The organism is Enterobacter chuandaensis, from assembly GCF_003594915.1.
GTDB lineage: Bacteria > Pseudomonadota > Gammaproteobacteria > Enterobacterales > Enterobacteriaceae > Enterobacter > Enterobacter chuandaensis.
In genome coordinates this window covers 58,340-80,119 of record NZ_QZCS01000014.1, presented here as the reverse complement: position 1 = coordinate 80,119, position 21,780 = coordinate 58,340, and the positions used below count along the sequence as shown (strand labels likewise).

The window sequence follows — 21,780 nt, the reverse complement described above, 5'->3', positions numbered from 1 at the left end:
TCCCTGCTGCGACGACATGCCAGCGCGACGGGGCGCCGCAGGGATACTGTTCGCGACATCATTCGGGCACAGTATGCCCTCCGGGTATACACCGTCACGAATGGTTTGTCCGGCGATGCCTGATCCATTCCCGGTAACGGCCAGGAGACATGCCCATTATGCTATTAAAGGCTCTTCTGAATGCCGTTTCATCGCTGTAACCAATCTCATGGGCGATCTGTGACAGGTTTTTATCAGGTTTTTCGAGCAATACCAGAGCTGTCTCAATACGCACACGGGTGATAAAGGTTTTTGGGCTTTCCCGCAATAGACCTTCCATCTTTCGGTGCAGTGTCCGGGTGGACATGTTCATTCTTGCCGCCAGTTCTTCAACCGTTATTGCGGGATTAACATAACGCACCAGATTTTCTGCTTTCATCAAAATCGGATCAACTGAATTGAGGAAGCCCTGAGGGGCATAAATATGCTGAGATAAGGGCTGGCTGTCCGCAACGGCTATATCTGCAGTCTGCCTTGCGATCTCAGGTCCGGCCTCCTGCCCGATGACTTTCAGTACCACATCGACCCAGGAGAGTGGGCCGCCTGATGTCATGACGTTATCATGCTCGACAAGCGACTTCCCCCATACCGGATTAGCTAAGGGGTAGCGTTCTTTGAGGGTATGGAAAAGCCACCATGTTGTGGTGCATGTTCTGCCATCCAGTAAGCCAGCTTCCCCCAGAACAAAGCCTCCGGCGCAGACACCGGCAATACGCGCTCCCTGTTGATACTGGTTCTGTATCCATGCCGCAGCCTCTTTTACGGCCTCTTTTGCGAGTGGATTTTTTTCTTCATCAAGTCGCATCCCCCCCGAGATAATCATGTCAAATGTTGGCAGCCCGGTGAAAGCACCGTCACTCTCGATATGCCGTCCCTGAGCGTCACTGACGGGCTTACCATCGGCCGTGATAACGCTGACAGAAAAGCAGGGTTTCCTCTCTTGCTGGATGCCGCTGTGGGACCTGCTCTGTGTGATGATCTGATTTGCAAGCCAGAACATATCCGAAATCCCTGCCAGCGATGACTTCATACTTCCGGGCAACGCCAGGAGCGCAATACGCATTTCATTGTCCTTCGGGTAAGAATGTCAGATTTTGCATGATACCTGTCTGGATTGACACTTCCCAGAGCAGGAGGGGATCCAATTAGAATAGGAATAATTCAGACATGTTATTACAGGCAGGGTGAGTTAATCATGGGCGTAGTATTCCGAGAGATGTTGAGAAGAGCACTTACAGGCCTTTGTCTTTTTATGACACTCAGTAGCAGCCTGCATGCGGAGGAACTCAAAATTAAAAATATCGTTCTGGTTCATGGCGCATTCGCGGATGGTTCATCCTGGAATGACGTTATTACACGGCTTCAGAGGCTTGGCTATCATGTCACGGCCGTACAGAACCCACTTACATCACTCAGAGATGATGTCAGGGCGACTCAGCGCATACTTGCCCGTCAGCAGGGTGATGTATTGCTGGTCGGACATTCCTGGGCTGGCGCTGTTATTACCGAAGCGGGTAATGCTGCTAACGTTCGGGGGCTGGTATACCTTTCTGCACTGGCTCCTGACAGCGGTGAGTCGGTCGCTGACGCACTAGCTCGTCTGAAAGCGCCCATGGAGGGGATGGCGCCGGATAAAGAGGGATTCATCTGGCTCGATAACGCGCAAGCCTTTCATGATGTGATGGCCAACGATGTCCCGTCAGATAAGGTGGAGATTCTTACTGCCGTTCAGCAGCCTGTCGCAGCCGGTGCTTTCAGTGAAAAAGTAAAACGCGCCGCGTGGCATTACAAACCTTCATGGTATCTGCTCACAGAAAATGATAATGCCCTTAACCCCTCAGTCCAGCGGGAATTTGCAATGCAGATGGACGCGACAGTCACCACATTAAACTCAAGCCATATGTCCATGGTTTCTCAACCAGATGCCGTTGTTCAGATGATTGATAAAGCAGCCCGTGACCTGAATAAAACATCCCGATAAAGGTAAAAACTGATGAAGATCCTGCACATTGATTCAAGTTTTAATGATGAGTTTTCCGTGACCCGCCACTTATCCGGTGAGGTGGTGCGTAAATTGAAGGAATCCGGGAACTATGAAGAAGTGACTTATCGTGATGTGGTTAAAGATGAGATCCATCATCTGAGCGCTAACATTGCCGCCGGCTTCCGGCCGGTGCCAGGGAAAGAACATTCCACAGAAGAAGAGGGCAATGAGCGCCTCCTTTCTGAAATACTGTTGAAAGAGTTTCTCGAAAGCGACGTCGTTGTGATCGGGACACCTATGTACAATTTCTCCGTTCCTACTCAGTTAAAATCCTGGCTGGACAGGCTGGCACAGCCAGGAAAAACGTTCCGTTATACAGCGACCGGGCCGGAGGGACTGTCGGGCGGGAAGAAAATTATCATTGCCTCTGCACGTGGCGGTTTTTATGAAAAAACGCCCATGGCGGGTATGGATTTTCAGGAAAAATATCTTCAGACATTTTTTGGATTTCTGGGTATTACAGATGTTGTGTTTATTCGTGCTGAAGGGGTATCCAGAGGCGAGGAGATAAAACAGCAGGAAATTGCCAAGGCGTGCCTTTCTATTAATGAAATTCTGTAACCCTGACAACCCGAGGACACTGACATGTTACATCTGGTAACGTTGAATTACTTATGTTCCAGAGAAGAGCTTAATGCCCATCTTGAAGAACACAAAAGCTGGCTGATGGCAGGTTTTAAACAAAAATTTGTTGTCCTGGCAGGGCCATTGATTGATAGCACCGGCGGATTTATCCTTATTAACCATGATAAAAAGGATGTGGTAGCTGAATATATTAATAAAGATCCTTTCGTCATTAATGAATTAGTCATGGTTGATTTCAGGAGTATCGAACCCGCGCTGATTTCACCTGATTTCCCCATAAAACTTGCACCCACAGCCTCAGTCATTTGACTGTAAACCAGCCCGGTAATGAAAAGCTCTTGCCGGGCTGATTCCTGAACTGGCAGAGGCTATTATTATTACCTACGGCGTTACGAAGTCCCGAAACAAGATTTTATCGCCTGCTCACAAACTCACGACCATATCTATTTTGTATTTCAGCGTCTTTACGTCGGTTCCGGGCCTGAATCAACATTTTCACTTCGGGAAATCGATGCCAGCGAATCTGGGCGTATGAAATAATCTACCCAAACAGGTCATTTAACATAAGATAGATTACACGAATTAAGCTATTGAAACATAACAAATTAATTGATTGCGCGCCGATCACCTCTAGGATTCATGCCGCACCGTATCCTGAGACTGGCTGAGAATACGAATGATCGTAACCACCGAATGTGATGGCACAAAATAGATCATGTGCTGTTCCACCGGCAGCGAGCAGATATCTTCTCCCAGCATCTGCGCGATGCGTGCCGATGTCATGCATGGCCAGCACATCAAACACTGCTGCTATACGGCCGATATACGCATCCGCCTGAACAACCCCGAACTGCCGGAAGCTGTAGTCCCAGATAGCCTCCAGATCTTCTTCTGCTTTTGGTGTCAGCTCAATCTCTTTCATTTGCCATCCTGGCCCTGACATTATTCAGGAATGCATCCTTGTTCCATGGTTTCGCCTCGCCGCTGCTGATGCCTTCGGCCAGCAGATCGCGCAGTTCCTGAAGGCGTGATTCAGCCTGCTTCTCGCGCAGCAGCCGCAGCGCGTCTCGCATAACCTCGCTCTGGGTTCGGTAATCACCGGCCTTAACCAGGGAATCGATAAATTCACGCAGCTCATCACCCACGTCCACCGTCATTGTACGGGCCATAACCCCTCCGTTTCATTATGTAAGATATGTTCTTACATCATTATATCAGTTTACTCCCCTGCTTCCATGTCCGGCATGTTAGCCAAAATAACCCATCTGTAGTCTGGAGATCCGACTTTACCTTTTTTCGGATCTCAGCGGAAAAAGAGAAGAAAGCGTATAGGTCATGCATATCCATATGCCTGACATCTGCATAGGTAATGCATACGCATATACTCACCATCTGCATATGCTTTACCTATACAGATCTGTTCCGGAGGCATATACTTCACCTATGCGGGAATACTCCCTGGCACACTCAGCATATGAGGAAAAACCATGCGCACAGTCTCTATTTTTAAAAACGGCAACAACCGCGCCATCCGTCTGCCCCGCGATCTGGATTTTGAGGGGGTGAGCGAGCTGGAGATCGTCCGGGAAGGGGACAGCATCATCCTGCGTCCCGTCCGGCCGACCTGGGGCTCGTTCGCGCAGCTCGAAAAAGCTGACCCGGACTTTATGGCGGAGCGCGAGGACGTTGTCAGCGACGAAGGACGGGTTAACCTGTGAACAAAATCTATATGCTCGACACGAACATCTGCTCGTTCATCATGCGCGAGCAGCCGGAAGCCGTGCTGAAGCGCCTGGAGCAGGCGGTGCTGCGGGGTCACCGCATCGTGGTTTCGGCCATTACCTACGCCGAGATGCGCTTCGGCGCCACCGGGCCGAAGGCCGCGCCGCGTCACGTCCAGCTGGTTGACGCGTTCTGCGCCCGCCTCGATGCCATCCTGCCCTGGGATCGCGCCGCGGTGGACGCCACCACGGAGATTAAGGTGGCGCTGCGCATGGCCGGCACGCCGATTGGCCCGAACGACACGGCGATTGCCGGACACGCCATCGCCGCCGGCGCCGTGCTGGTGACGAATAATACGCGGGAATTTGAGCGGGTGCCGGGTCTTGTGCTGGAAGACTGGGTAAGATAACGCTGAAAACAAAACAGGCGGTCTGGCGCTGCCGGACACTCTTTCAGTCAGCGGTATATAAAGGAATAAAAGATGCCTCTGATCACGCGGCTTATGCTGCAAAACTTTAAAAAGTTTCCGGAACTGGACCTGCGCTTCACTCATGACCGTAACATTCTGGTCGGGGACAATGAGTCCGGGAAAAGCACGATTCTGCTGGCCCTTGACCTTGTGCTGAGTGACAGCCGGCACCGGGTCGAGGCACTGGGTGTGGAATCGCTCCTGTCCCAGTCAGCCGTCAGGCAGTTTCAGGAAGGTGAGCGCCGCGCCGATCGGTTACCCGTGCTGACAGCTGACGTTTTCCTGAGTAACGGGGGAGATCCTGACCTGAACGGCAGGCAAAATCTGGCGGGTATCGATGCGGATGGTCTCAGAATGCGCATTGCACCCATGACGGAGGAATACGCTCAGGATATTCACCATGTCCTGCAGCAGGATCCCGATAATTTTCCCTATGAATACTATTCCGTGCGGTTCAGCACCTTCTCCGGCGGTCATTTCGCCGGCTTCAGACGCTATCTGCGCCATCTGCTGTTAGACAGTGCACGCATCGATAACGAGCACGCCGCACAGGAATATACGCGCACGGTTTACAGCGTCAATGTGCCGGTGGCCGATCGGTACCGGCTTGAAAACAGTTACCGGCAACAGAAAATGCACTTCTGCACCCGGCATCTGTCCGCCATAAACGACACGCTGGAAACGTATCAGTTTGGCGTGCGTTCCGGTGCCAAATCAGGTCTTGAGGCGAATCTGGACATTACCGAGGACGGTATTTCCATTCGTCACCGTGGAAAAGGAAGGCAGTGCTTCATCAAAACGGAGTTTGCACTGCAGCGGCATCAGCAGCAGGGAGAGCTCCACGCACTGTTGCTTGAGGAGCCGGAGAATCATCTCAGCCATGTCAGTATGAAGAGGCTGGTTAATCAGCTTGCCGCTGAACGGCAGACGCAGGTGTTTATTGCCACACACAGCAGCCATATCTCCTCCCGCCTCGATCTGCGTAAGGCAATCCTCCTCGGGCCTGCCCGGCCGGTACTGATGAATGAACTTTCCGCTGAGACTGCCGCCTTCTTTATGAAAGCACCGGATAATAACGTGCTGGAATTTGCGCTGGCCAGACGTGTGCTGCTCGTGGAGGGGGATGCTGAGTTTATTCTGATCGAGGCCTTTTATCGCCGCCTGTATGGCAGGGCGCCGGAGGATGACGGGGTTCACATCATCGCTATCGGCGGAACGAGTTTCCGTCGTTATCTTGAGCTGGCCCGTCTTCTGGAAAATCGCGTCGCGGCCCTTCGTGATAATGACGGCAACTACCAGCAAAATTGCGATGAACGCTATGCTGACGTGCTTTGTTCCCGCACCCGGGTATTTGCCGATCGCGACAACACCCGATCCACATTTGAAATCTGCCTGTATCAGGATAACGCTGGTCTGTGTGATGCGCTTTTCCGCGGAACCCGCCGGACACTCACGGTGCAGGAATACATGCTGGCCAATAAGGCAGAAGCAGCATTCCGGCTGTTACAGCTGCACGCCGAAGAGCTGACAGTACCTGATTATATTCAGAGGGCACTGGCATGGATAAGAGAGTGATATTTGCGGTTGCCGGCTCGGGCAAGACCACGCTGCTGATACGACGGTTGAGTGAGGACCGGCGGACGCTGCTCCTGAGCTTCACAGTGAATAATGAAGCGCATCTGCGGGCGCAGATTATCAGACGTTTTGGCTTTATCCCGGACGGGATCAGGGTGATGACCTGGTTTGAGTTTCTGCACGGTTTTTGCTTCCGGCCTTTCCTGCAGGAGCAGCTGGCATCGCGTGGCCTGAGCTTCGACCAGCCCCCACCCGGAATACCGCGCACGAATGCCCGGCATTATCAGGATCCCGCCGGACGGCTGTATCACCGGCGGCTCGCACACCTGCTGACAGCCCGGGGGCTGCTGCCGGATATCCGTACCCGGCTTGCCCGTTACTACGATGAACTGCTTGTCGATGAAGTCCAGGACTTTGCCGGACATGACTTTAATTTTCTGCTGGAGCTCTGCCGCGCGGAAATCACTGTGCTCTGTTGCGGCGATTTTTATCAGCATACCTTTGACACAAGCCATGACGGCAACGTTAATTCAACGCTGCACGATGACATTACGCGATATGAGGCCCGCTTCGATGCAGCCGGTTTCACGGTTGACCGGGACACGCTCAACCGGACATGGCGTTGCTCGGCTTCAGTGTGCGAGTTTATCACCGGGCAGCTGAACATCCGTATCGCTGCCCATGGGACACATGCCACCCTGATTGAAACGATCGCAGATGCAGAGCGCGCTGCCACCCTGCACGCTGATAATACGGTGATTAAGCTCTTCTATCGTGAACATCACCGTTACGGCTGTTACTCGCTGAACTGGGGCGTCAGTAAAGGGCTCGACCACTTTCAGGATGTCTGCATTGTGATGGGACCCACACACTGGAAGCTTCTGAATCGTCAGGAACTGGCAGCCCTTCCGCCGTCGTCCCGTAACAGGCTGTACGTGGCATGCTCACGGGCGCGCGGCAACATTTATTTTGTCTCAGAAACTCATCTGCGCCGATTCAGGGTCTGAATCAGTTGATCCTCCATTGCGCAATATCCAGTAAAACAAGCTCTTCTTGGCCGCACACACCTGTATTTCGTTCAGATTCGGAAGGGATTTCATAAGCACTCCGGATGTAGTAGACAATGCCTGTTTCTGCGTGTAATCTACCATCTAGTTGATTGGTTGATTTTCAATTAATCATTAATTAAATCCGCACTGTATCTCAGGAGTTAAAATGACTGATTTAAAAAAACCTTTTGCTGACGCTAATGTTATTCGCGGTACACGAGAAGCTATTCGCCAGCATCCAGAACTGGGCAATCTCACCTTTAACATGAAGAGTAAATCCAACGGTGGAGTATCCGTCCGAGTGGAAACTCATGCGACTATCCAGAACGGCAAGGTTGATACCAGTCGCTCCGGAAAATTTGCTAATGTTGGCGATGAACCTGCTGATTTATCGGGTACTGATAGCGGTATGGGCCCAGCTGAATACATTTTGCAGGCACTTGCCGGTTGTTATACCGCGACTCTGACTGTGATGGCGGCAGAAAAGGGCATTGAACTTGATGGTATTGAACTTGACCTGAATTTCGACATTAATCTGAACGGTTTCCTGGGTCTTGACGAAAAAGTTCGCAATGGGGCGAAAGCGATCCGTGTTGGCGTTAAGCTCTCCAGTCCGACCGCCAGCCGTGAACAGCTTGAAGAAATGGTTCGTGCTCTCCCAGAAAGCTCGCCGATCCACGATACCCTGGCGAACCCGGTCAGTATTGATACCCGGTTGGTGTAGGTAAAACTCAGAGAGGGAAATGCCTGAACACTGTCATTTCCCTACTGCCTGATGGCTATTAACTCCGACCAAAACGCGTTATCAGAGAAGGTTAAATTACTGTTGTGAACTGATGTCCCCTTGCAGGGAACAACAGGCGCAGATAATATCTACCAACTAGTAGATTATAATTGTGAGGATTATATGTCAGTCATGACACGAGAAAGGCTTCTGAATGAAGCGGACCATCTGATGCGCGAACGGGGTTACTCTGCATTCAGCTATGCTGATTTGTCAAAGAGTATTGGTATCACTAAGGCCAGTATTCATCACCACTTCCCAACCAAAGACGTTTTGGGCGAACAAGTGGTGATTCAGGCCCATACCGATACCAAAAACCGATTTGAACAGATTGAAAAGACGGAGAATACGGTTGCGCAGATGCTTACCGCTTACGTGGAGCTTTTCATCGAGAGCTATCGCACGTCGCGTATGCCGCTGTGCTGTGCTTTGTCTGCGGAAATGGCCAATCTGCCACCGAATATCAGAGTTCAGGCGACCGAATATTTCGATATGCAGATTGCCTGGTTGACCAAAATTGTCAGCCGTGGCGTTGATGCAGGGGAACTGACTGCTGACTTGCCGCCATCAAAAATGGCGCTGCTTATTTTGAATTTATGCGAGGGCGCTAGCGTTGTTTCCCGGGCGATTAATAAGCCTGAGCTTTTCAACGATACGCTTGAACAGATCCTAATGATTGTTAAAAGAAAATAATTCTGGAGATGACCCCATGTTAGATTGGAATGAATACCGCTCAGAAGTGATGCAACGTGTTGGTGATCTGGGTAAGCTGACCCCGGAAACGCTAAAAGGCGTCATGGCTTTGGGCAACGCCGGCAATAAGACCAACCTTCTGGGCGCGAAAGTGCGTGAACTGATTGCACTGGCTTGTGCGGTGACGACTCGCTGTGATGGTTGCATCGCCGTCCATGCCGAAGCTGCCGTTAAAGCTGGCGCCACAGAAGAAGAAATTGCTGAAGCCCTGGGTGTGGCGATCAACCTGAATGCAGGCGCTGCAGTTGTCTATTCAGCACGTACGCTGGATGCGATTAAGCAACTGAAAGCGTAATAGTTATCGCGCTGAAAATATAAAAGGGCATGACTGCCCTTTTTTCACTTCTGACAGACATTGTCATCATGCTCTCTGGCATTAGGTCTGATATGGCTTTCATTGCCCCTTTTCAGAACGAAAACAGACTTTATTTCTCGTTAAACACATTTCTCACCCATTCGGCCAAAGCCCGAACGCCCGGTCGGTTAAGGTTTTCTCGTGGCATAATGAGGTCATATCCTCGCCCGGCGGGTATTTCTATTTCAAAAGGGGCGACCAGTCGGCCCTCATCGAGGTAATGTCGAATGAGTCGTTTTCTGCCCATGATGATACCGCCGCCATTGAGTGCCGCTTCAATCGACATCTGACAATTGTTGAAGCTTAAAAAATTATCTTCAACGGGCAGGTTTTTGCCAGACTCCCTGCACCATTCTCGCCATTCTGAAAAAACATTCTGGGAGTCAACGGATTCAGAGGTATGAATGAACGGGACTTCAGCTAACCAATGGTTTGCTTGCCTGATTTTTTTTGCAAGAGATGGAATACAGACGGGAACCAGCATCTCTTCAGATAACCGTTCGCAGTAGAGATCGGGGTATTTCAGATTACTGTAGTAGATAGCGACATCTACCCGTTCAAGATTAAAATCTACCAGACCGGCCCTCACTCTGAAATTGATATTCAGCCCTGGCCACCGTTCGGTAAATACCGGTAAGCGCGGCATCAGCCAGAGAAAAGCGAAGGTAGGTGGAAGGCCGACAGACAAGGTTCCTCTCAACCCCTGCACGCGAATATCTTCTATTTCATCACTGATGCGTTTAAGTGAAAACGCGAGTACGCCAAGTAAACGCTCCCCTTCATCGGTCAACTGAAGTTTTCTGGTCATTCTGATAAACAGTCTGAATCCGAGCATGGATTCAAGAGAACGAATGCGTTGGCTAACGGCCCCTTGCGTCAGATTGAGGGTTGTCGCCGCCTTAGTAAAGCTCATATGCAGTGCTGCCGTTTCAAACGTATGCAATAGTGCCAGTATGTTCTGTTGAGCGAGCATTCATTATTTTCCTTCTTAATTTTTCTTATGCATTATTTACAGTAATGCATACCCCGGAATTGATCGTTTGTCCACTAAGCCCCTTGTCCTCTTTAATTGGCCCAACAGACGTCCTGACAACAACGATGAGGGGAATATCTAATGAAGGGTCTTAAGTTAGTGGTTATTGGAGCGGGTTCAAGCTACACACCTGAACTGATGGAAGGCATTATCAAGCGTCAAAATGAATTTCCGATTCGCGAGTTATGGCTGGTTGATATTGAGGATGGCCGTGAAAAAATGGCGATCATTGCGGGCCTCACCCGACGGATGCTGGAAAAAAATGGGCTGGATATACCGGTTTATGAAACCCTTGACCGCACAGAAGCACTGCCCGGTGCCGATTTTGTTTGTTCTCAGTTCAGGGCCGGTTGCCTGGAAGCACGGATCAGCGACGAAAGGATATCGCTGAAATACGACATGATCGGTCAGGAAACCAATGGGCTGGGTGGGTTTGCCAATGCATGCCGCACTATCCCGATTGCATTGGCTATAGCGAAAGAAATGGAACAACTGTGCCCGGATGCCTGGTTGCTGAACTTTACCAACCCGTCGGGAATGGTCACTGAAGCGATACTGAAATACAGCAAAGTCAAAACCGTAGGGCTGTGCAATGTGCCTGTTATCATGCAAAAAGGTATTGCCAGTGCCTTAGGTGTCAGTGACATCAATGAATTTATCATGCAGGTCGCGGGACTTAATCACTTCATTTTTGCGCGCCATATTTTTCATGAAGGTAAGGATAAGCTGCCTCAGGTTATTGAGCTGATTTCAGAGGGGAATGATCCGTTGGTGCCTAAAAATATTCCTCCTTTCAAATGGCCGGATCGGTTGTTGGCGAATATGGGAATGATACCTTGCCCCTACCTGCGTTATTACTACATGAGCGACGACATGTACCGTCAGGAGCTTGGCGAAGCACAAGGGGAAGGGACTCGTGGTGAGATCGTAAAGGAGCTCGAAAGAGAACTATTCGAAATTTATCGAAACCCGGAACTCGCCGAGAAACCGAAAGCGCTGGAAGGTCGGGGAGGGCAGTACTATTCGGATGCGGCATGTGAATTGATGAGCGCAATATATAACGACAAACGCATCATCATGCATGTCAATACGCGAAACGATGGTGCGATTGCGGGCCTGCCGGATGACTGTGCGGTTGAGGTCAGTTCAATGATCACCCGTTCAGGACCTATACCACTGAATGTCGAACCTTTCCCGGAAGATGTACTTCGTCTGATTCAACTGATGAAAAGCTTTGAGCAATTGACCATTGAGGCAGCCATCAGTGGTAATCGGTATACGGCATGGCGCGCCTTGGTTATTAATCCCCTGGTCAAAAGCGGTCAACTGCTTGAAAATGCATTGGATGAAGTGATCGAACATAACAAAGCGTTGATGCCGGCCTTCCAGCGCAATAAATAACGCTAAGCAGACTGGTCGGTTATTTTATAACAAAGCGGTTATCACTCTGAACGAGGGGGAACCGCTTGCCGATGATGCATCAGACCGCTAAGAGATAGATAAAAAGGCATTACTGCCCTTTTTTCAGCTCTGACAATGCTTGCTGATAAAACCCTGCCGATTTAACACCCGGTATACGCTGGACCAACTGCCCATCCTTGAACATCAGTACGGACGGCAGCCCCCAAATTTCATATTTGGTGGTCAGCACCGGTGCCAGATCCACATTCACTTTGCCGACTTTGACGTCGCTGTCAGTCTGCTCGGCAAAATGGTTAAAAATGTCTTCGCTCATCTGGCAAGGCGGACACCAGGGGGCAGAGAAGCGCACCACCGCAACCCCTTCATGCCTCTCGATTTCTCTAAAATTATCTTCATTGTAAAGGGCTAATTCACGCATCATTCACTCCAGTACGTTGTAACTTGTGAACAATTCTACCTACCAGTTGGTAGAACTGATTAACATAAAAAGCTATCATTAATTGAAAGGTACTTAAGCGAAGACAATGCCATGTTTTATCAATGGTTAAGCGTCATCTTATGTGGACGGCGTGCTGAGAATTGTGATATTTCACTCCATCTGAATGAGAAAACTGACGTATTGTAACATCGGGATTACTTTATAAAAAAGCAAGCCCATCCATAAAGTGTCGGCCTACAGGGCTGGCCTATTCCTTTTCGTAAGGCGATGATGGAAAGAACATTATCCAGTCGTATTAATGTGGGGAGTACAGCGCATGTGCTGCATACGCAGCCCCTGATGATGCGCCATATCACTATAGATGAACCCACAATCATCCTGGTCCGCTATGGCAGGAAAATAATCCGCTGGGCGCAAGAGGAGATAACGCTGGAAGCGGGTGACGCGGTGGTCATCGGGGAGGGGCACTCTTTTGATATCATCAATACACCATCACCTTTAACGGGTACGTACGAAGCATCATGGCTGAGTTTTTGTGCCGATTTCGTCCAAAACTACTGCTTCATGCATGCCCCACGTATGAGCATGCGCGAAGCAAATAAAATGGCGGAGCCAGGCAACAGTTTTCGCCAGGCCTTTTATCACACTGCACAGGCCATTACAGATACTGAAAACATACCTGAAAGTATCGTGGCCAGGCGTATGGAAGAGATGCTGAGTTGGCTGGATGAATACCGCATTTTCTTCGCGCTGAAACAACATACCGGACTGGCGATAAAAATCCGCAAACTCGTTGCAGCAGACATATCACAAGACTGGAATACTGCGCAGGTAGCGGCTGCATTTGGTATGTCGGCCACCACCCTGAGACGCCATCTGCATGCCGAAAATACGTCATTCACCCATCTGGTGACTGACATTCGCATGTGCCGCGCCCTGACACTTTTGCAGGTGACAGATCTTTCAGTCACCCGCATATCCCTGGAAGTCGGCTATGAAAATCCGTCTAAGTTCGCCGCCAGATTTCGAACTCGCTTCGGATTCAGCCCCAGCCTGGTCCGGGTTTCCGGCCAGGCTATCGGCAACCTGGCTGCGGTTAGCGGCCCTGCGTAATCTGAAGATGCGCTTCGCCCAGTGAGTTCGCTTTTGCCATAAAGCCGACCAGGGCGGGCGTCGAGTCCGCCGTTATTCCCGGAAGTTTGTCGACACGAAGTGCCGTCAGCGTGATCTCATAACGGTGCGTTTCACCCTTCGGCGGGCAAGGGCCGCCATAACCCGGGATACCGAAATCAGTCCTGGTCTGAAGAGCCCCTTGCGGGAGATTTTTGTTATCCGCCGTTATCCCCGCCGGTAACGAATGAAGCGATGAGGGAATATTAACCACCTGCCAGTGGATCCAACCGAGGCCTGTCGGCGCATCCCGATCATAGATTTTGAGAGCGAAGCTTTGGGTTCCTGCCGGCGCGCCACTCCAGTTAAAAGAGGGGGCAAGGTTTCCACCACTGCACCCAAATCCATAAGGTGAACTCAGGGTTTGAGCCACGGGGAAATGGTTTTTTTCAAGCTCATGACTTGTCAGCGTAAATCCGGCTGCAAAAGCGACCTGACTAGACAACGCCAGGCATAATGTACTGATAAAAGTAAGGTGATAGCTGGACATTTACTATTCTCCATAGGGGGGTGATTAATATCCCAATGATAAGAGGAGAGAAAGACCCCGCGCCGCCCTGAACCGGCCAGTCTTAGCTCCATAACGCCCAAAAATGATATTTGTAATTCTCTGACTTCACAGGATGACGACCATCTCGCCGACGGCAGCTCACCTTACGCGGTATTCCCGGTGCCTGTCTGCTGTGACAAAAGAACAGCATGATTTGTTCTTTTACCTATTGACCAATCAACTAGTAGGTAGGTATAGTGCAACCATACTCTTAACCGGCATCAGGTAGCGATCGTCAGCTCCCCGGCCCGCTAAGTATTAACTCCGGCCCCAGCGGGGCTTTTCTCTCTTTCGCCTTGCGAGGTACATGATGAGTAAGTTGTTCACACCCTACAATCTGTCAGGCATGCAGTTAAAAAACCGCGTGGTCATGGCCCCGATGACCCGCACCCGCACCATGAACGACGTGCCGGATGACGTCGTCGCACTTTACTACGCCCAGCGTGCCTCTGCGGGGCTGCTTATCACCGAAGGCATGCCTGTTTCTGAAGAAGGGCGGGGCTATCTGTATACCCCGGGGATCTACAACGCTGCACACGTTCAGGGCTGGCGCAAAGTGACCGATGCGGTACATGCGAAGGGCGGGCGTATTTTTGCTCAGTTGTGGCATGTGGGCCGGATGTCTCATACCTCAATTCAGCCGGGCAACATCGCGCCAGTTTCCGCCGGTACCGTACAAGCGGTTAACACCACCGTCTTTGCACTGACCGAGTCTGGCGAACCGGGACCTGTCGTTCCAAGCCAGCCGCGTGCGCTGGAAACCGCAGAAGTTCGACGCGTTACTGCTGACTTTGTCCATTCAGCGCGTCTGGCAATGGAGGCCGGTTTTGACGGCGTGGAAATCATGGCGGCGAACGGCTTCATTTTCGACCAGTTCCTCAGCAGTGAGCTGAACCCTCGCACCGATGAATACGGTGGCTCTGTGGAAAACCGTCAGCGGTTCCTGCTGGAAACGGTTGATGCCATCTCTGCGGCTATTGGTAGCAATAAGGTGGGCTTGCGCATTTCACCGTTCGGGCGGATTTACGACCTGGCGCCTTATGAAGGTGAAGAAGAGATTTGGGCCAGTATCGCAGCGGCTCTCGGCCAGCGTCAGCTGGCTTATGTACATCTCTATTATCAGCCTGTTTATACCCAGGCACCGGTACCTGCCGGGTTCAAAGCCGCGTTCCGTAAAACTCTGGGGGGCACGGTTATTGCCGCCGGCGGCTTCACCCGCGAGATTGCCGAAACGGCACTTGAGGCAGACGAACTGGATCTTGTCGCGTTTGGCGTGCCGTATATCGCCAACCCTGATCTGGTCGAAAGAATGCAGAACGGCTGGCCGCTGGCCGAAAGCGATCGCACGACGTATTACGGCGTGACGGGGTCACCAGAGAAAGGCTACACCGATTATCCCGCCTGGGAAGCCAACTAACGCCACGAAGCCGGTGGTATTTGCGGTGCCCACATAAACAGGCACCGCCAGACTACATTAATAGGGTATTCAGGAGCCAATATGCAAACCCTTAAGCCGATTATTACGATAGATATCTGGTCAGATCTGGTCTGCCCCTGGTGCTGGATTGCCAAAAAGCGTTTCGAACAGGGCCTTGCCGCCTTTGAACACAAGGAACAGGTCGTGGTCCGCCACCACAGTTTCCGTATTTCCGGCGACCGGCCTGCCGTGCCGTTCCGCAAAGCCCTTTACAAGAAGTTTGGCGGGGAACATGGGGCGGAACTGATGATGAATCAGGTGGGCACGGCCGGGAAGACAGAAGGGCTCCAGTATAACTTTGACACCATGCTTTTTGGCGATACCGAAGATGCCCATACGCTGCTCGCGGCTGCGCGTCACGCCAATATGGGCGACGCCATGGCAGAACGGTTTTATCGGGCCAGTGTGACTGAGGGGCGTTCCATTTTCGATCCGCTGGAGCTCATTGCGTTAGCTACAGAAGTGGGCATGTCCAGAGCCGACGCTGTAAGTGCCCTTGCCAATGAGGCCTTCCGTGCATCGGTGGCCGAAGATGAAGCCCATGCCCGGTCGATCGGGGTCAGCGGGGTCCCGCTGTTCCTGCTCAATGAAAAATATGCTATCAGCGGCGCGCAATCTGCGGACAACTTCCTGAACGTGTTGAAGCAAGTCTGGGAAGAAAAAGCGGCTGAACTTGCAAAAACTGACGGCCAGACCTGCGGCGCTGACGGTTGCAGCATCTGACACCTGAACGAGCCGGCTGCATGACTGCCGGCAAATCTACCCTGCAAATAACGGAGTTCAAAATGAGCGATTATTTTAAAGGCAAAAAACTGCTTGTCGTGGGTGGCACCAGCGGTATGGGTCTGGAAACGGCGCGTATGGTGCTGAAAGCCGGTGGCAGCGTGGTACTGACGGGCAATAAAAAAGACAAGGCAGAAGCGGTTCAGAAAGAACTGAGCCCACTGGGTTCCGTGTCCGTGATTGCGGCAAACCTGATGACCGAAGAGGGCATGAACGCCATTCGTCAGGAGATTAATGCCAATCATCGCGATATCAGCCTGATGGTCAACGCGGCCGGGATATTCATGCCAAAAGGCTTTACCGAGCATTTGGAAGCGGATTACGACATGTACCTGACTCTGAACCGGGCAACCTTCTTCATCACGCAGGACGTGGTGAAGAACATGCTGGCCGACGGCCGTGAAGGGGCGATTGTGAACGTGGGCTCCATTGGGGCGCAAGCAGCACTCGGCGACTCACCGGCTTCCGCATATTCCATGGCCAAAGCCGGCCTGCACGCGCTTACGCGTAATCTGGCCATTGAGCTGGCCGGTGCGGGTATCCGCGTGAACGCGGTCTCGCCAGGGATCGTGCATACCCCGATTTATGAGGGTTTTATGGCGAAAGAAGACATTGCTGGCGCAATGCAATCGCTGAACGCTTTCCATCCGCTGGGGCGTGTCGGCACGCCGGAAGATGTGGCCAATACCATCTTCTTCCTGTTGTCCGACAAAGCCTCTTGGGTGACAGGCGCAATCTGGGATGTCGATGCCGGTATCATGGCCGTTCGCAGATAAGCTCGTCGTAACCTCGCAAAGCCGCCCCATGATGGGGCGGCTGACAGGTATCTTGCTTGTAACTCAACCATTTTGAAAGTTAACATAATGAAAAAATTGAAATTTACCTTCAAAAATGCAGAAGGTGAGGAACTTGCCGGGTTGCTTGAATTGCCAGAAAATCCAAAAGCCTTTGCCCTGTTGGCGCACTGCTTTACCTGCGGGAAGGATCTGAAAGGTGCTGCACGCATTGCCAGGAAACTGACAGAAAATTCAATTGCGGTGCTTCGCTTTGATTTCACCGGGTTAGGCAACAGCGAAGGCGATTTTTCCAATACCAATTTTTCCTCGAATATTTCTGACCTGCTGTGCGCGGTCGATTATCTTCGTCGGGAATACGAGGCTCCTTCGCTGCTGATTGGTCATAGCCTTGGCGGTTCGGCAATCCTCTCTATTGCAGCCAAAGTGCCTGAAGCCAGAGCGGTCGTAACCATAGGTTCGCCAGGCGAATTGACGCATGTACAGCGGTTGTTTAAAGACAATATCGAAGATATCAGGAACCATGGCGCTTTCCCGGTAGAGCTTGCAGGTCGGGTATTCACGCTAAAAAAGCAAATGCTGGATAACATTCAGGAGCATAAAATAGCGGAAAAGGTATTTACCATGAATAAGCCACTGCTGATTTTTCATGCTCCCAATGATGATACTGTGCTGATTGAACAGGCAGAGAAAATTTTTAAAGCCGCCAGACACCCCAAAAGCTTTATTTCACTGGGTGAAGCAGATCATCTTCTGACGCATCCTCAGGATGCGGAATATGTTGCCGGGATTATCGTTGCCTGGAGTTCTGCTTACATTTAGAGGGCGTGTAAAGTTTCGTGAAGCTGCAGGTGCTGTCGTTGGCCACTGAATAAATGGGCATAGCATTTTGGTTGCACATACAAAACTGCGTAGCATGCTTTCTTTACGCGAAAAAAGCCCTGCTTAGATGCTGGGCTAAGGGCACAGTAGCTACGGTTTATTTTTATTATTTCCTTGGCCTTGCTCAACTTCCAGGTTTATTACCTTCAGGTTGAGATTCAATTAATTTAACTTTAACGCTCTCTTATTTTCCTGGAAAAATTGAAGTCAATTCGCGGGCGGTATCAACCAGAAGCTCACCGTTTTTGTACATCTCGCTCACTTCTCCGTTCTTGCCGGTAGCATTTTCAGGTCGTTCAATAAACTGCCCCAGAGGAGTCGCGTTCTCATCCAGTACCACGGCAAACGGAATTTTGACTTTATCGACACCAAAGTGTGCCTTAAAGACGGCTTCAGCCTTGTCGCGGGTGATAATACCCAGACGTATTGCCGGCGCTGACGCGGCAATGGCATGGATAACGGGCAGGTTTTTATGGCAGTCGGGGCACCACATTTCAGCAGCTACCAGAATGCTGTACGAACCCGGAAGTTGTGAGAGCTTACTGATGACATCGTCAGGTAATGCCTCGTTGGCAAGCCCCTCAAAATGCCGTAATGCATTGCGGTCTTCTTCTGCTCCGCTGCCAACAAATTCGTTATAATCTGATGCTGCTTCGAGCAGTACGTTGAAATCTTGCATATGTTCTCCTTTGTTAGTAACGGGTCTACGGCTTCACATAAATCTGGCAATGATAAAGGACAATTCTCCAGGCATGACCTGAAAAAGCGTACCATTTTAGTGTCTGGCTGCCATAAGTAGATATTGTCATCCTACCTACTAATTGATAGATTATCACGTAATTTGTTAATTTTGAGGCGTCAAGCTAATGGGCCGGTCTGTTGGATTCAAGATAGTGATAGCAATGATGGCATTCGCAGCCAATTCTGTGCTCTGTCGGATTGCGTTGAAAGGCGAACATATTGATCCGGTGACGTTCAGTGACCTTCGCCTGATGAGCGGGGCGGTGGTCTTATTACCACTGTTGTTGAGACGTGAGGGGAAAAAGCAGGGCGTCTGGAGCTTGAAAAGCGGGTTCTTTCTTATGGCCTACGCCCTGTGTTTCTCCCTTGCCTATATCCATTTGGATACAGGAACAGGTGCTTTACTCTTGTTTGGCGTTGTGCAGCTGGCGATGGTGGCCCATGGCCTTTTCCATGGGGAAAGGCTGTCTTTTTCCAGAGCAACGGGGCTTGGGCTGGCTGTAGCCGGCATGGCTGCTCTCCTCTTACCTGGTGCCAAAGAGCCCCCCCTGTGCAGCGCTGTTCTGATGGCGCTTTCAGGCCTTGCCTGGGCGGCTTATACCCTCTGCGGAAAGCGCTCTCCTGATGCTACGCAGGCCACTGCGGCAAACTTCATCCTTGCTGTACCTTTTGCCCTGGTGTTGTCGCCGTTCATTAGCCAGGGAGCGCACTTCGACGGTATTGGAATTCTCCTGGCAGTACTCTCTGGTGCGGGTGCTTCTGCCGGAGCCTATGTGTTGTGGTATTCACTTTTACCTCGTCTTGAGTCTGTTACAGCCAGTACGGTTCAGTTGAGTGTGCCCTGTCTGGCGATGCTGGGAGGCGTCACATTTTTGGGCGAGTCAATGAGCCTCAGAATGGCTTTTTCAACCCTGGCAGTTCTTGCAGGCATTCTGTTGGTGATCAAGGCTCCGGTTCGGAAAATACGGCACTGATATTAACGTGCCAGTCATGACTTGATCACTCTGCAAATGGTTTTTTAGATTTTAAAGCAATGGAATATCTAATTGTTAGCAAAAGTCAGTGGCGCTGTAACCTCATTTGATAAACTAACCGGGTAACCTCTATGAAATATGATTTTGATGAAGTAGTGGACAGGACTGGAACAGATAGCTTAACCGTCGACGGCTGGCGCGAATATATGTTCGGTGACCATGAAAGCCCCTTGCCGGAAGTACCGGCCACTGGTTTTATAAACCTCTGGGTAGCAGACATGGCTTTTCCCACACCCGATCCGGTGCTTGAAGCCATACGTTCCCGGTTAGATAAAAAAATTCTTGGCTACACCCGCGTTTATGACAGAGATTACTATGATATTTTTGGGGCCTGGTGTGAAAGGAATTACGGATATCGGTTTCCGGAAGAGAGCATTGTTTTCTCCCCTGGTATTATCCCTGCGCTTAACCGCCTTGTTCCGTTACTGACCCATGAAGAAGACAGCATCCTCATCCTGACCCCTTCTTATGCACCGTTTAAAAAAGCTGGAGAGTATAGCGGTCGTCGTGTCGTCGATTGCCCGCTTAGCAACAACGAAGGCGAATGGGCGGTAGATTTTGAGGCAATGGAACAAACTCTGTGCGATTACCAGCTGCGAATTAAAGCCTTCTTCCTCTGTAACCCGCATAATCCGACCGGACGTGTCTGGCGACGTGATGAGTTGCAGAAAATGATAGCGTTATGCATTAAACATGATGTGTGGGTTATTTCTGATGAAATCCACTGTGATTTATCCCGCTCGGGCGTCACGCACATCCCCGCCGCGTCAGTTTTTCCTGAAAATCATAAAATTATCACCTGCATGTCGACCAGCAAGACGTTCAACCTGGCGGGTAATCTGCTTGCAAATATCATGATCCCTGATGCCTCAGTGAGAGCAGAATGGCTTCGCCTGCATGATGATTTTATCTCACCGTTGAGTCTGGTGGCTAACAAGGCCGCCTGGTCCGAGTGCGATGAGTGGTTGACTCAGCTCAGGCTCTACATTGACGAGAATTTCCGTTTTCTACAGGACTATCTGAGAACATATCATCCGCTGGCCCGTTTTATCATTCCGGAAGGGACCTATCTGGCATGGATTGATATCTCTCCTCTGCTGGATGTCAGTAATCAGGAAGAAGTAACCCTATTTTTTGCCAGACATGCGGGTGTATTGCTTGAAGGGGGACAAATGTTTGTCAGTAACGGAGACGGGTACATACGTCTTAATCTGGCTTGTCCACGCGCCGTGCTTGCCGAAGGGCTTAGCCGCATAAGCAACGCATTGAGTGCCAGTTCTACCGGAACCATAACCACAACAATGTAGCCAGGAGAACAGGATGACGAAACACTATGACCAGAGAGACTGGATAGGACGCTGAACAGTTCTGATTTTAGCATGCCAGCGTATCAATTGTGTGCGACAAAGAAACTGATTGGGGTCGTTGGGGGCGAAAAAGACGAAGGTATTATTGACGCTCTTAAATGTGCTGATTGCTGATTTTGATACGGCTATTAGGCTCCTAGGGTAATAGCCGCCTCGTCTGAATCACTCAATATCGGCGTGCCGTTCCTTCATTGTCTCATTCGTTTCATTAAGATTGGCCATTAATGCCAGAACCATACTGTCATAGGTCAGCAGGGAAGCCTGTTCGAAGAGAGAGGCCATCGGTTGAACGCTATGGACTGCCGGGATAGTGAGCACATAATCCGCCAGGGTCGCCAGAGTTGAATCTGGTGAGGTAGTGATGAGCGCAATATAAACGCCATTATTCTTAGCAATTTTCACCTGGTTGATCAGGCGTTGGGTCTCTCCGGAGCCTGAACCAACGATCATCAGGTCGTTTTTGCGGGAATGCGGAGCGCTGATTTCCCCGACCACACTGACGGACAGGCCAAGATGCATCAGCCGGTTAGCAAAAGCGTTTATCATTTGCCCTGAACGTCCAGCACCGGCAAGAAATACATGACCGGCAGTAATAATAGAATCAACAAGTGTGCTAAATTCTTTCTCATCGATTTTATCCACAAGTGAAGATAACTCTTTCAAAACGAGGGAGTACTTTTTCATTATGGTCATTCTTTTATTGAAAAAGGCAG

The 21,780-nt window shown here is 50.7% G+C and carries 25 protein-coding genes and 1 pseudogene; 18 read left to right on the top strand and 8 right to left on the bottom strand.

Annotated features, from left to right (window positions below; all coding sequences use genetic code 11):
• Window positions 1-94: 94 nt before the first annotated feature.
• A complete protein-coding gene (locus D5066_RS18675; protein ID WP_119916857.1) occupies window positions 95-1,102 on the bottom strand; it encodes a GlxA family transcriptional regulator in 1,008 nt (335 codons plus the stop codon).
• Window positions 1,103-1,234: 132 nt separating this feature from the next.
• Here D5066_RS18675 and D5066_RS18670 point away from each other — a divergent pair, with 132 nt between their 5' ends.
• From D5066_RS18670 to D5066_RS18660, 3 genes are read left to right on the top strand one after another with little or no spacing between them, the layout of a single operon-like run.
• A complete protein-coding gene (locus D5066_RS18670; protein WP_119916856.1) occupies window positions 1,235-2,020 on the top strand; it encodes an alpha/beta fold hydrolase in 786 nt (261 codons plus the stop codon).
• A 12-nt stretch (window positions 2,021-2,032) separates the two neighbouring features.
• Complete coding sequence (locus tag D5066_RS18665) at window positions 2,033-2,644, top strand: FMN-dependent NADH-azoreductase (RefSeq protein WP_119916855.1); 612 nt, start codon at window positions 2,033-2,035, stop codon at window positions 2,642-2,644.
• Between the two features lie 24 nt (window positions 2,645-2,668).
• Complete coding sequence (locus D5066_RS18660) at window positions 2,669-2,977, top strand: YciI family protein (protein ID WP_119916854.1); 309 nt, start codon at window positions 2,669-2,671, stop codon at window positions 2,975-2,977.
• A gap of 321 nt (window positions 2,978-3,298) precedes the next feature.
• Here D5066_RS18660 and D5066_RS23250 read toward each other — a convergent pair.
• Both D5066_RS23250 and D5066_RS18650 read right to left on the bottom strand, forming a co-directional pair.
• Window positions 3,299-3,590, bottom strand: a pseudogene (locus D5066_RS23250) (type II toxin-antitoxin system RelE/ParE family toxin).
• On the bottom strand, window positions 3,577-3,837 hold the full coding sequence (locus D5066_RS18650; protein ID WP_013087106.1) for a type II toxin-antitoxin system ParD family antitoxin: 261 nt from the start codon (window positions 3,835-3,837) through the stop codon (window positions 3,577-3,579). Before D5066_RS18650 ends, D5066_RS23250 begins: the two are co-directional and overlap by 14 nt.
• Before the next feature lie 318 nt (window positions 3,838-4,155).
• Between D5066_RS18650 and vapB the strand changes: the two genes are divergently transcribed.
• From vapB to D5066_RS18610, 7 genes are all read left to right on the top strand, one after another.
• Window positions 4,156-4,386, top strand: a complete 231-nt coding sequence (vapB, locus tag D5066_RS18640; RefSeq protein WP_007853351.1) for a type II toxin-antitoxin system VapB family antitoxin — start codon at window positions 4,156-4,158, stop codon at window positions 4,384-4,386.
• Window positions 4,383-4,799 (top strand): type II toxin-antitoxin system VapC family toxin, encoded by a 417-nt coding sequence (locus tag D5066_RS18635; protein ID WP_007374381.1) that lies wholly within the window; start codon window positions 4,383-4,385, stop codon window positions 4,797-4,799. Before vapB ends, D5066_RS18635 begins: the two co-directional genes overlap by 4 nt.
• Before the next feature lie 72 nt (window positions 4,800-4,871).
• Window positions 4,872-6,434 (top strand): ATP-dependent nuclease, encoded by a 1,563-nt coding sequence (locus tag D5066_RS18630; protein WP_119916852.1) that lies wholly within the window; start codon window positions 4,872-4,874, stop codon window positions 6,432-6,434.
• The gene (locus tag D5066_RS18625; protein ID WP_119916851.1) at window positions 6,419-7,441 is read left to right on the top strand and encodes a DEAD/DEAH box helicase; all 1,023 of its coding nucleotides are present in this window, start codon (window positions 6,419-6,421) and stop codon (window positions 7,439-7,441) included. Before D5066_RS18630 ends, D5066_RS18625 begins: the two co-directional genes overlap by 16 nt.
• Window positions 7,442-7,649: 208 nt before the next feature.
• Complete coding sequence (locus D5066_RS18620) at window positions 7,650-8,207, top strand: OsmC family protein (protein WP_007374384.1); 558 nt, start codon at window positions 7,650-7,652, stop codon at window positions 8,205-8,207.
• Window positions 8,208-8,390: 183 nt separating this feature from the next.
• Window positions 8,391-8,960: a TetR/AcrR family transcriptional regulator gene (locus D5066_RS18615; RefSeq protein ID WP_042936984.1), complete on the top strand. Its 570-nt coding sequence runs from the start codon at window positions 8,391-8,393 to the stop codon at window positions 8,958-8,960.
• Between the two features lie 16 nt (window positions 8,961-8,976).
• Window positions 8,977-9,315: a carboxymuconolactone decarboxylase family protein gene (locus tag D5066_RS18610; RefSeq protein WP_007374386.1), complete on the top strand. Its 339-nt coding sequence runs from the start codon at window positions 8,977-8,979 to the stop codon at window positions 9,313-9,315.
• Between the two features lie 130 nt (window positions 9,316-9,445).
• On the opposite strand, the gene D5066_RS18605 is transcribed toward D5066_RS18610, so the two are convergent.
• The gene (locus tag D5066_RS18605; RefSeq protein ID WP_117500371.1) at window positions 9,446-10,348 is read right to left on the bottom strand and encodes a LysR substrate-binding domain-containing protein; all 903 of its coding nucleotides are present in this window, start codon (window positions 10,346-10,348) and stop codon (window positions 9,446-9,448) included.
• 141 nt (window positions 10,349-10,489) lie between these two features.
• Between D5066_RS18605 and D5066_RS18600 the strand changes: the two genes are divergently transcribed.
• The gene (locus tag D5066_RS18600) at window positions 10,490-11,809 is read left to right on the top strand and encodes a 6-phospho-beta-glucosidase (RefSeq protein ID WP_007374388.1); all 1,320 of its coding nucleotides are present in this window, start codon (window positions 10,490-10,492) and stop codon (window positions 11,807-11,809) included.
• Between the two features lie 109 nt (window positions 11,810-11,918).
• Here the strand turns inward: D5066_RS18600 and D5066_RS18595 are convergent, their stop codons facing one another.
• Entirely contained in the window at window positions 11,919-12,248 is a 330-nt protein-coding gene (locus D5066_RS18595; protein WP_007374389.1) for a thioredoxin family protein, read from the bottom strand.
• Between the two features lie 288 nt (window positions 12,249-12,536).
• Here D5066_RS18595 and D5066_RS18590 point away from each other — a divergent pair, with 288 nt between their 5' ends.
• Window positions 12,537-13,382 (top strand): helix-turn-helix transcriptional regulator, encoded by an 846-nt coding sequence (locus D5066_RS18590; protein ID WP_165853356.1) that lies wholly within the window; start codon window positions 12,537-12,539, stop codon window positions 13,380-13,382.
• Here the strand turns inward: D5066_RS18590 and D5066_RS18585 are convergent.
• Window positions 13,366-13,929 carry a YbhB/YbcL family Raf kinase inhibitor-like protein gene (locus D5066_RS18585; protein WP_119916849.1) on the bottom strand — a complete coding sequence of 188 codons (564 nt, stop codon included), beginning with the start codon at window positions 13,927-13,929 and terminating at the stop codon, window positions 13,366-13,368. The two genes, D5066_RS18590 and D5066_RS18585, sit on opposite strands and share 17 nt — an antisense overlap.
• 370 nt (window positions 13,930-14,299) lie before the next feature.
• Between D5066_RS18585 and D5066_RS18580 the strand changes: the two genes are divergently transcribed.
• The 4 genes from D5066_RS18580 to D5066_RS18565 all read left to right on the top strand — a co-directional run bounded on the left by D5066_RS18580 (window position 14,300) and on the right by D5066_RS18565 (window position 17,865).
• Complete coding sequence (locus D5066_RS18580) at window positions 14,300-15,406, top strand: alkene reductase (protein WP_045334647.1); 1,107 nt, start codon at window positions 14,300-14,302, stop codon at window positions 15,404-15,406.
• Between the two features lie 81 nt (window positions 15,407-15,487).
• Window positions 15,488-16,189 carry a DsbA family oxidoreductase gene (locus D5066_RS18575; protein WP_007374393.1) on the top strand — a complete coding sequence of 234 codons (702 nt, stop codon included), beginning with the start codon at window positions 15,488-15,490 and terminating at the stop codon, window positions 16,187-16,189.
• Between the two features lie 62 nt (window positions 16,190-16,251).
• A complete protein-coding gene (locus D5066_RS18570; RefSeq protein WP_042936989.1) occupies window positions 16,252-17,025 on the top strand; it encodes an SDR family NAD(P)-dependent oxidoreductase in 774 nt (257 codons plus the stop codon).
• A gap of 87 nt (window positions 17,026-17,112) precedes the next feature.
• On the top strand, window positions 17,113-17,865 hold the full coding sequence (locus D5066_RS18565; RefSeq protein WP_007374395.1) for an alpha/beta hydrolase family protein: 753 nt from the start codon (window positions 17,113-17,115) through the stop codon (window positions 17,863-17,865).
• A 244-nt stretch (window positions 17,866-18,109) separates the two neighbouring features.
• Here D5066_RS18565 and D5066_RS18560 read toward each other — a convergent pair whose 3' ends face one another.
• Window positions 18,110-18,604, bottom strand: a complete 495-nt coding sequence (locus tag D5066_RS18560) for a thioredoxin family protein (protein WP_007374396.1) — start codon at window positions 18,602-18,604, stop codon at window positions 18,110-18,112.
• A 187-nt stretch (window positions 18,605-18,791) separates the two neighbouring features.
• Here D5066_RS18560 and D5066_RS18555 point away from each other — a divergent pair, with 187 nt between their 5' ends.
• Window positions 18,792-19,640 (top strand): DMT family transporter, encoded by an 849-nt coding sequence (locus D5066_RS18555; protein WP_007374397.1) that lies wholly within the window; start codon window positions 18,792-18,794, stop codon window positions 19,638-19,640.
• Between the two features lie 131 nt (window positions 19,641-19,771).
• Window positions 19,772-21,007: a MalY/PatB family protein gene (locus D5066_RS18550; protein WP_007374398.1), complete on the top strand. Its 1,236-nt coding sequence runs from the start codon at window positions 19,772-19,774 to the stop codon at window positions 21,005-21,007.
• Between the two features lie 222 nt (window positions 21,008-21,229).
• Here the strand turns inward: D5066_RS18550 and hxlB are convergent, their stop codons facing one another.
• Window positions 21,230-21,751: a 6-phospho-3-hexuloisomerase gene (gene hxlB / locus D5066_RS18545; protein ID WP_007374399.1), complete on the bottom strand. Its 522-nt coding sequence runs from the start codon at window positions 21,749-21,751 to the stop codon at window positions 21,230-21,232.
• Window positions 21,752-21,780 lie beyond the last annotated feature (29 nt).

Coding starts and splice junctions, on each gene's coding strand:
- D5066_RS18675 (WP_119916857.1), bottom strand. CDS start 1,102: ATGCGTATTGCGCTCCTGGCGTTGCCCGGAAGTATGAAGTCATCGCTG.
- D5066_RS18670 (WP_119916856.1), top strand. CDS start 1,235: ATGGGCGTAGTATTCCGAGAGATGTTGAGAAGAGCACTTACAGGCCTT.
- D5066_RS18665 (WP_119916855.1), top strand. CDS start 2,033: ATGAAGATCCTGCACATTGATTCAAGTTTTAATGATGAGTTTTCCGTG.
- D5066_RS18660 (WP_119916854.1), top strand. CDS start 2,669: ATGTTACATCTGGTAACGTTGAATTACTTATGTTCCAGAGAAGAGCTT.
- D5066_RS18650 (WP_013087106.1), bottom strand. CDS start 3,837: ATGGCCCGTACAATGACGGTGGACGTGGGTGATGAGCTGCGTGAATTT.
- vapB (WP_007853351.1), top strand. CDS start 4,156: ATGCGCACAGTCTCTATTTTTAAAAACGGCAACAACCGCGCCATCCGT.
- D5066_RS18630 (WP_119916852.1), top strand. CDS start 4,872: ATGCCTCTGATCACGCGGCTTATGCTGCAAAACTTTAAAAAGTTTCCG.
- D5066_RS18625 (WP_119916851.1), top strand. CDS start 6,419: ATGGATAAGAGAGTGATATTTGCGGTTGCCGGCTCGGGCAAGACCACG.
- D5066_RS18620 (WP_007374384.1), top strand. CDS start 7,650: ATGACTGATTTAAAAAAACCTTTTGCTGACGCTAATGTTATTCGCGGT.
- D5066_RS18615 (WP_042936984.1), top strand. CDS start 8,391: ATGTCAGTCATGACACGAGAAAGGCTTCTGAATGAAGCGGACCATCTG.
- D5066_RS18610 (WP_007374386.1), top strand. CDS start 8,977: ATGTTAGATTGGAATGAATACCGCTCAGAAGTGATGCAACGTGTTGGT.
- D5066_RS18605 (WP_117500371.1), bottom strand. CDS start 10,348: ATGCTCGCTCAACAGAACATACTGGCACTATTGCATACGTTTGAAACG.
- D5066_RS18600 (WP_007374388.1), top strand. CDS start 10,490: ATGAAGGGTCTTAAGTTAGTGGTTATTGGAGCGGGTTCAAGCTACACA.
- D5066_RS18595 (WP_007374389.1), bottom strand. CDS start 12,248: ATGCGTGAATTAGCCCTTTACAATGAAGATAATTTTAGAGAAATCGAG.
- D5066_RS18590 (WP_165853356.1), top strand. CDS start 12,537: ATGATGGAAAGAACATTATCCAGTCGTATTAATGTGGGGAGTACAGCG.
- D5066_RS18585 (WP_119916849.1), bottom strand. CDS start 13,929: ATGTCCAGCTATCACCTTACTTTTATCAGTACATTATGCCTGGCGTTG.
- D5066_RS18580 (WP_045334647.1), top strand. CDS start 14,300: ATGAGTAAGTTGTTCACACCCTACAATCTGTCAGGCATGCAGTTAAAA.
- D5066_RS18575 (WP_007374393.1), top strand. CDS start 15,488: ATGCAAACCCTTAAGCCGATTATTACGATAGATATCTGGTCAGATCTG.
- D5066_RS18570 (WP_042936989.1), top strand. CDS start 16,252: ATGAGCGATTATTTTAAAGGCAAAAAACTGCTTGTCGTGGGTGGCACC.
- D5066_RS18565 (WP_007374395.1), top strand. CDS start 17,113: ATGAAAAAATTGAAATTTACCTTCAAAAATGCAGAAGGTGAGGAACTT.
- D5066_RS18560 (WP_007374396.1), bottom strand. CDS start 18,604: ATGCAAGATTTCAACGTACTGCTCGAAGCAGCATCAGATTATAACGAA.
- D5066_RS18555 (WP_007374397.1), top strand. CDS start 18,792: ATGGGCCGGTCTGTTGGATTCAAGATAGTGATAGCAATGATGGCATTC.
- D5066_RS18550 (WP_007374398.1), top strand. CDS start 19,772: ATGAAATATGATTTTGATGAAGTAGTGGACAGGACTGGAACAGATAGC.
- hxlB (WP_007374399.1), bottom strand. CDS start 21,751: ATGAAAAAGTACTCCCTCGTTTTGAAAGAGTTATCTTCACTTGTGGAT.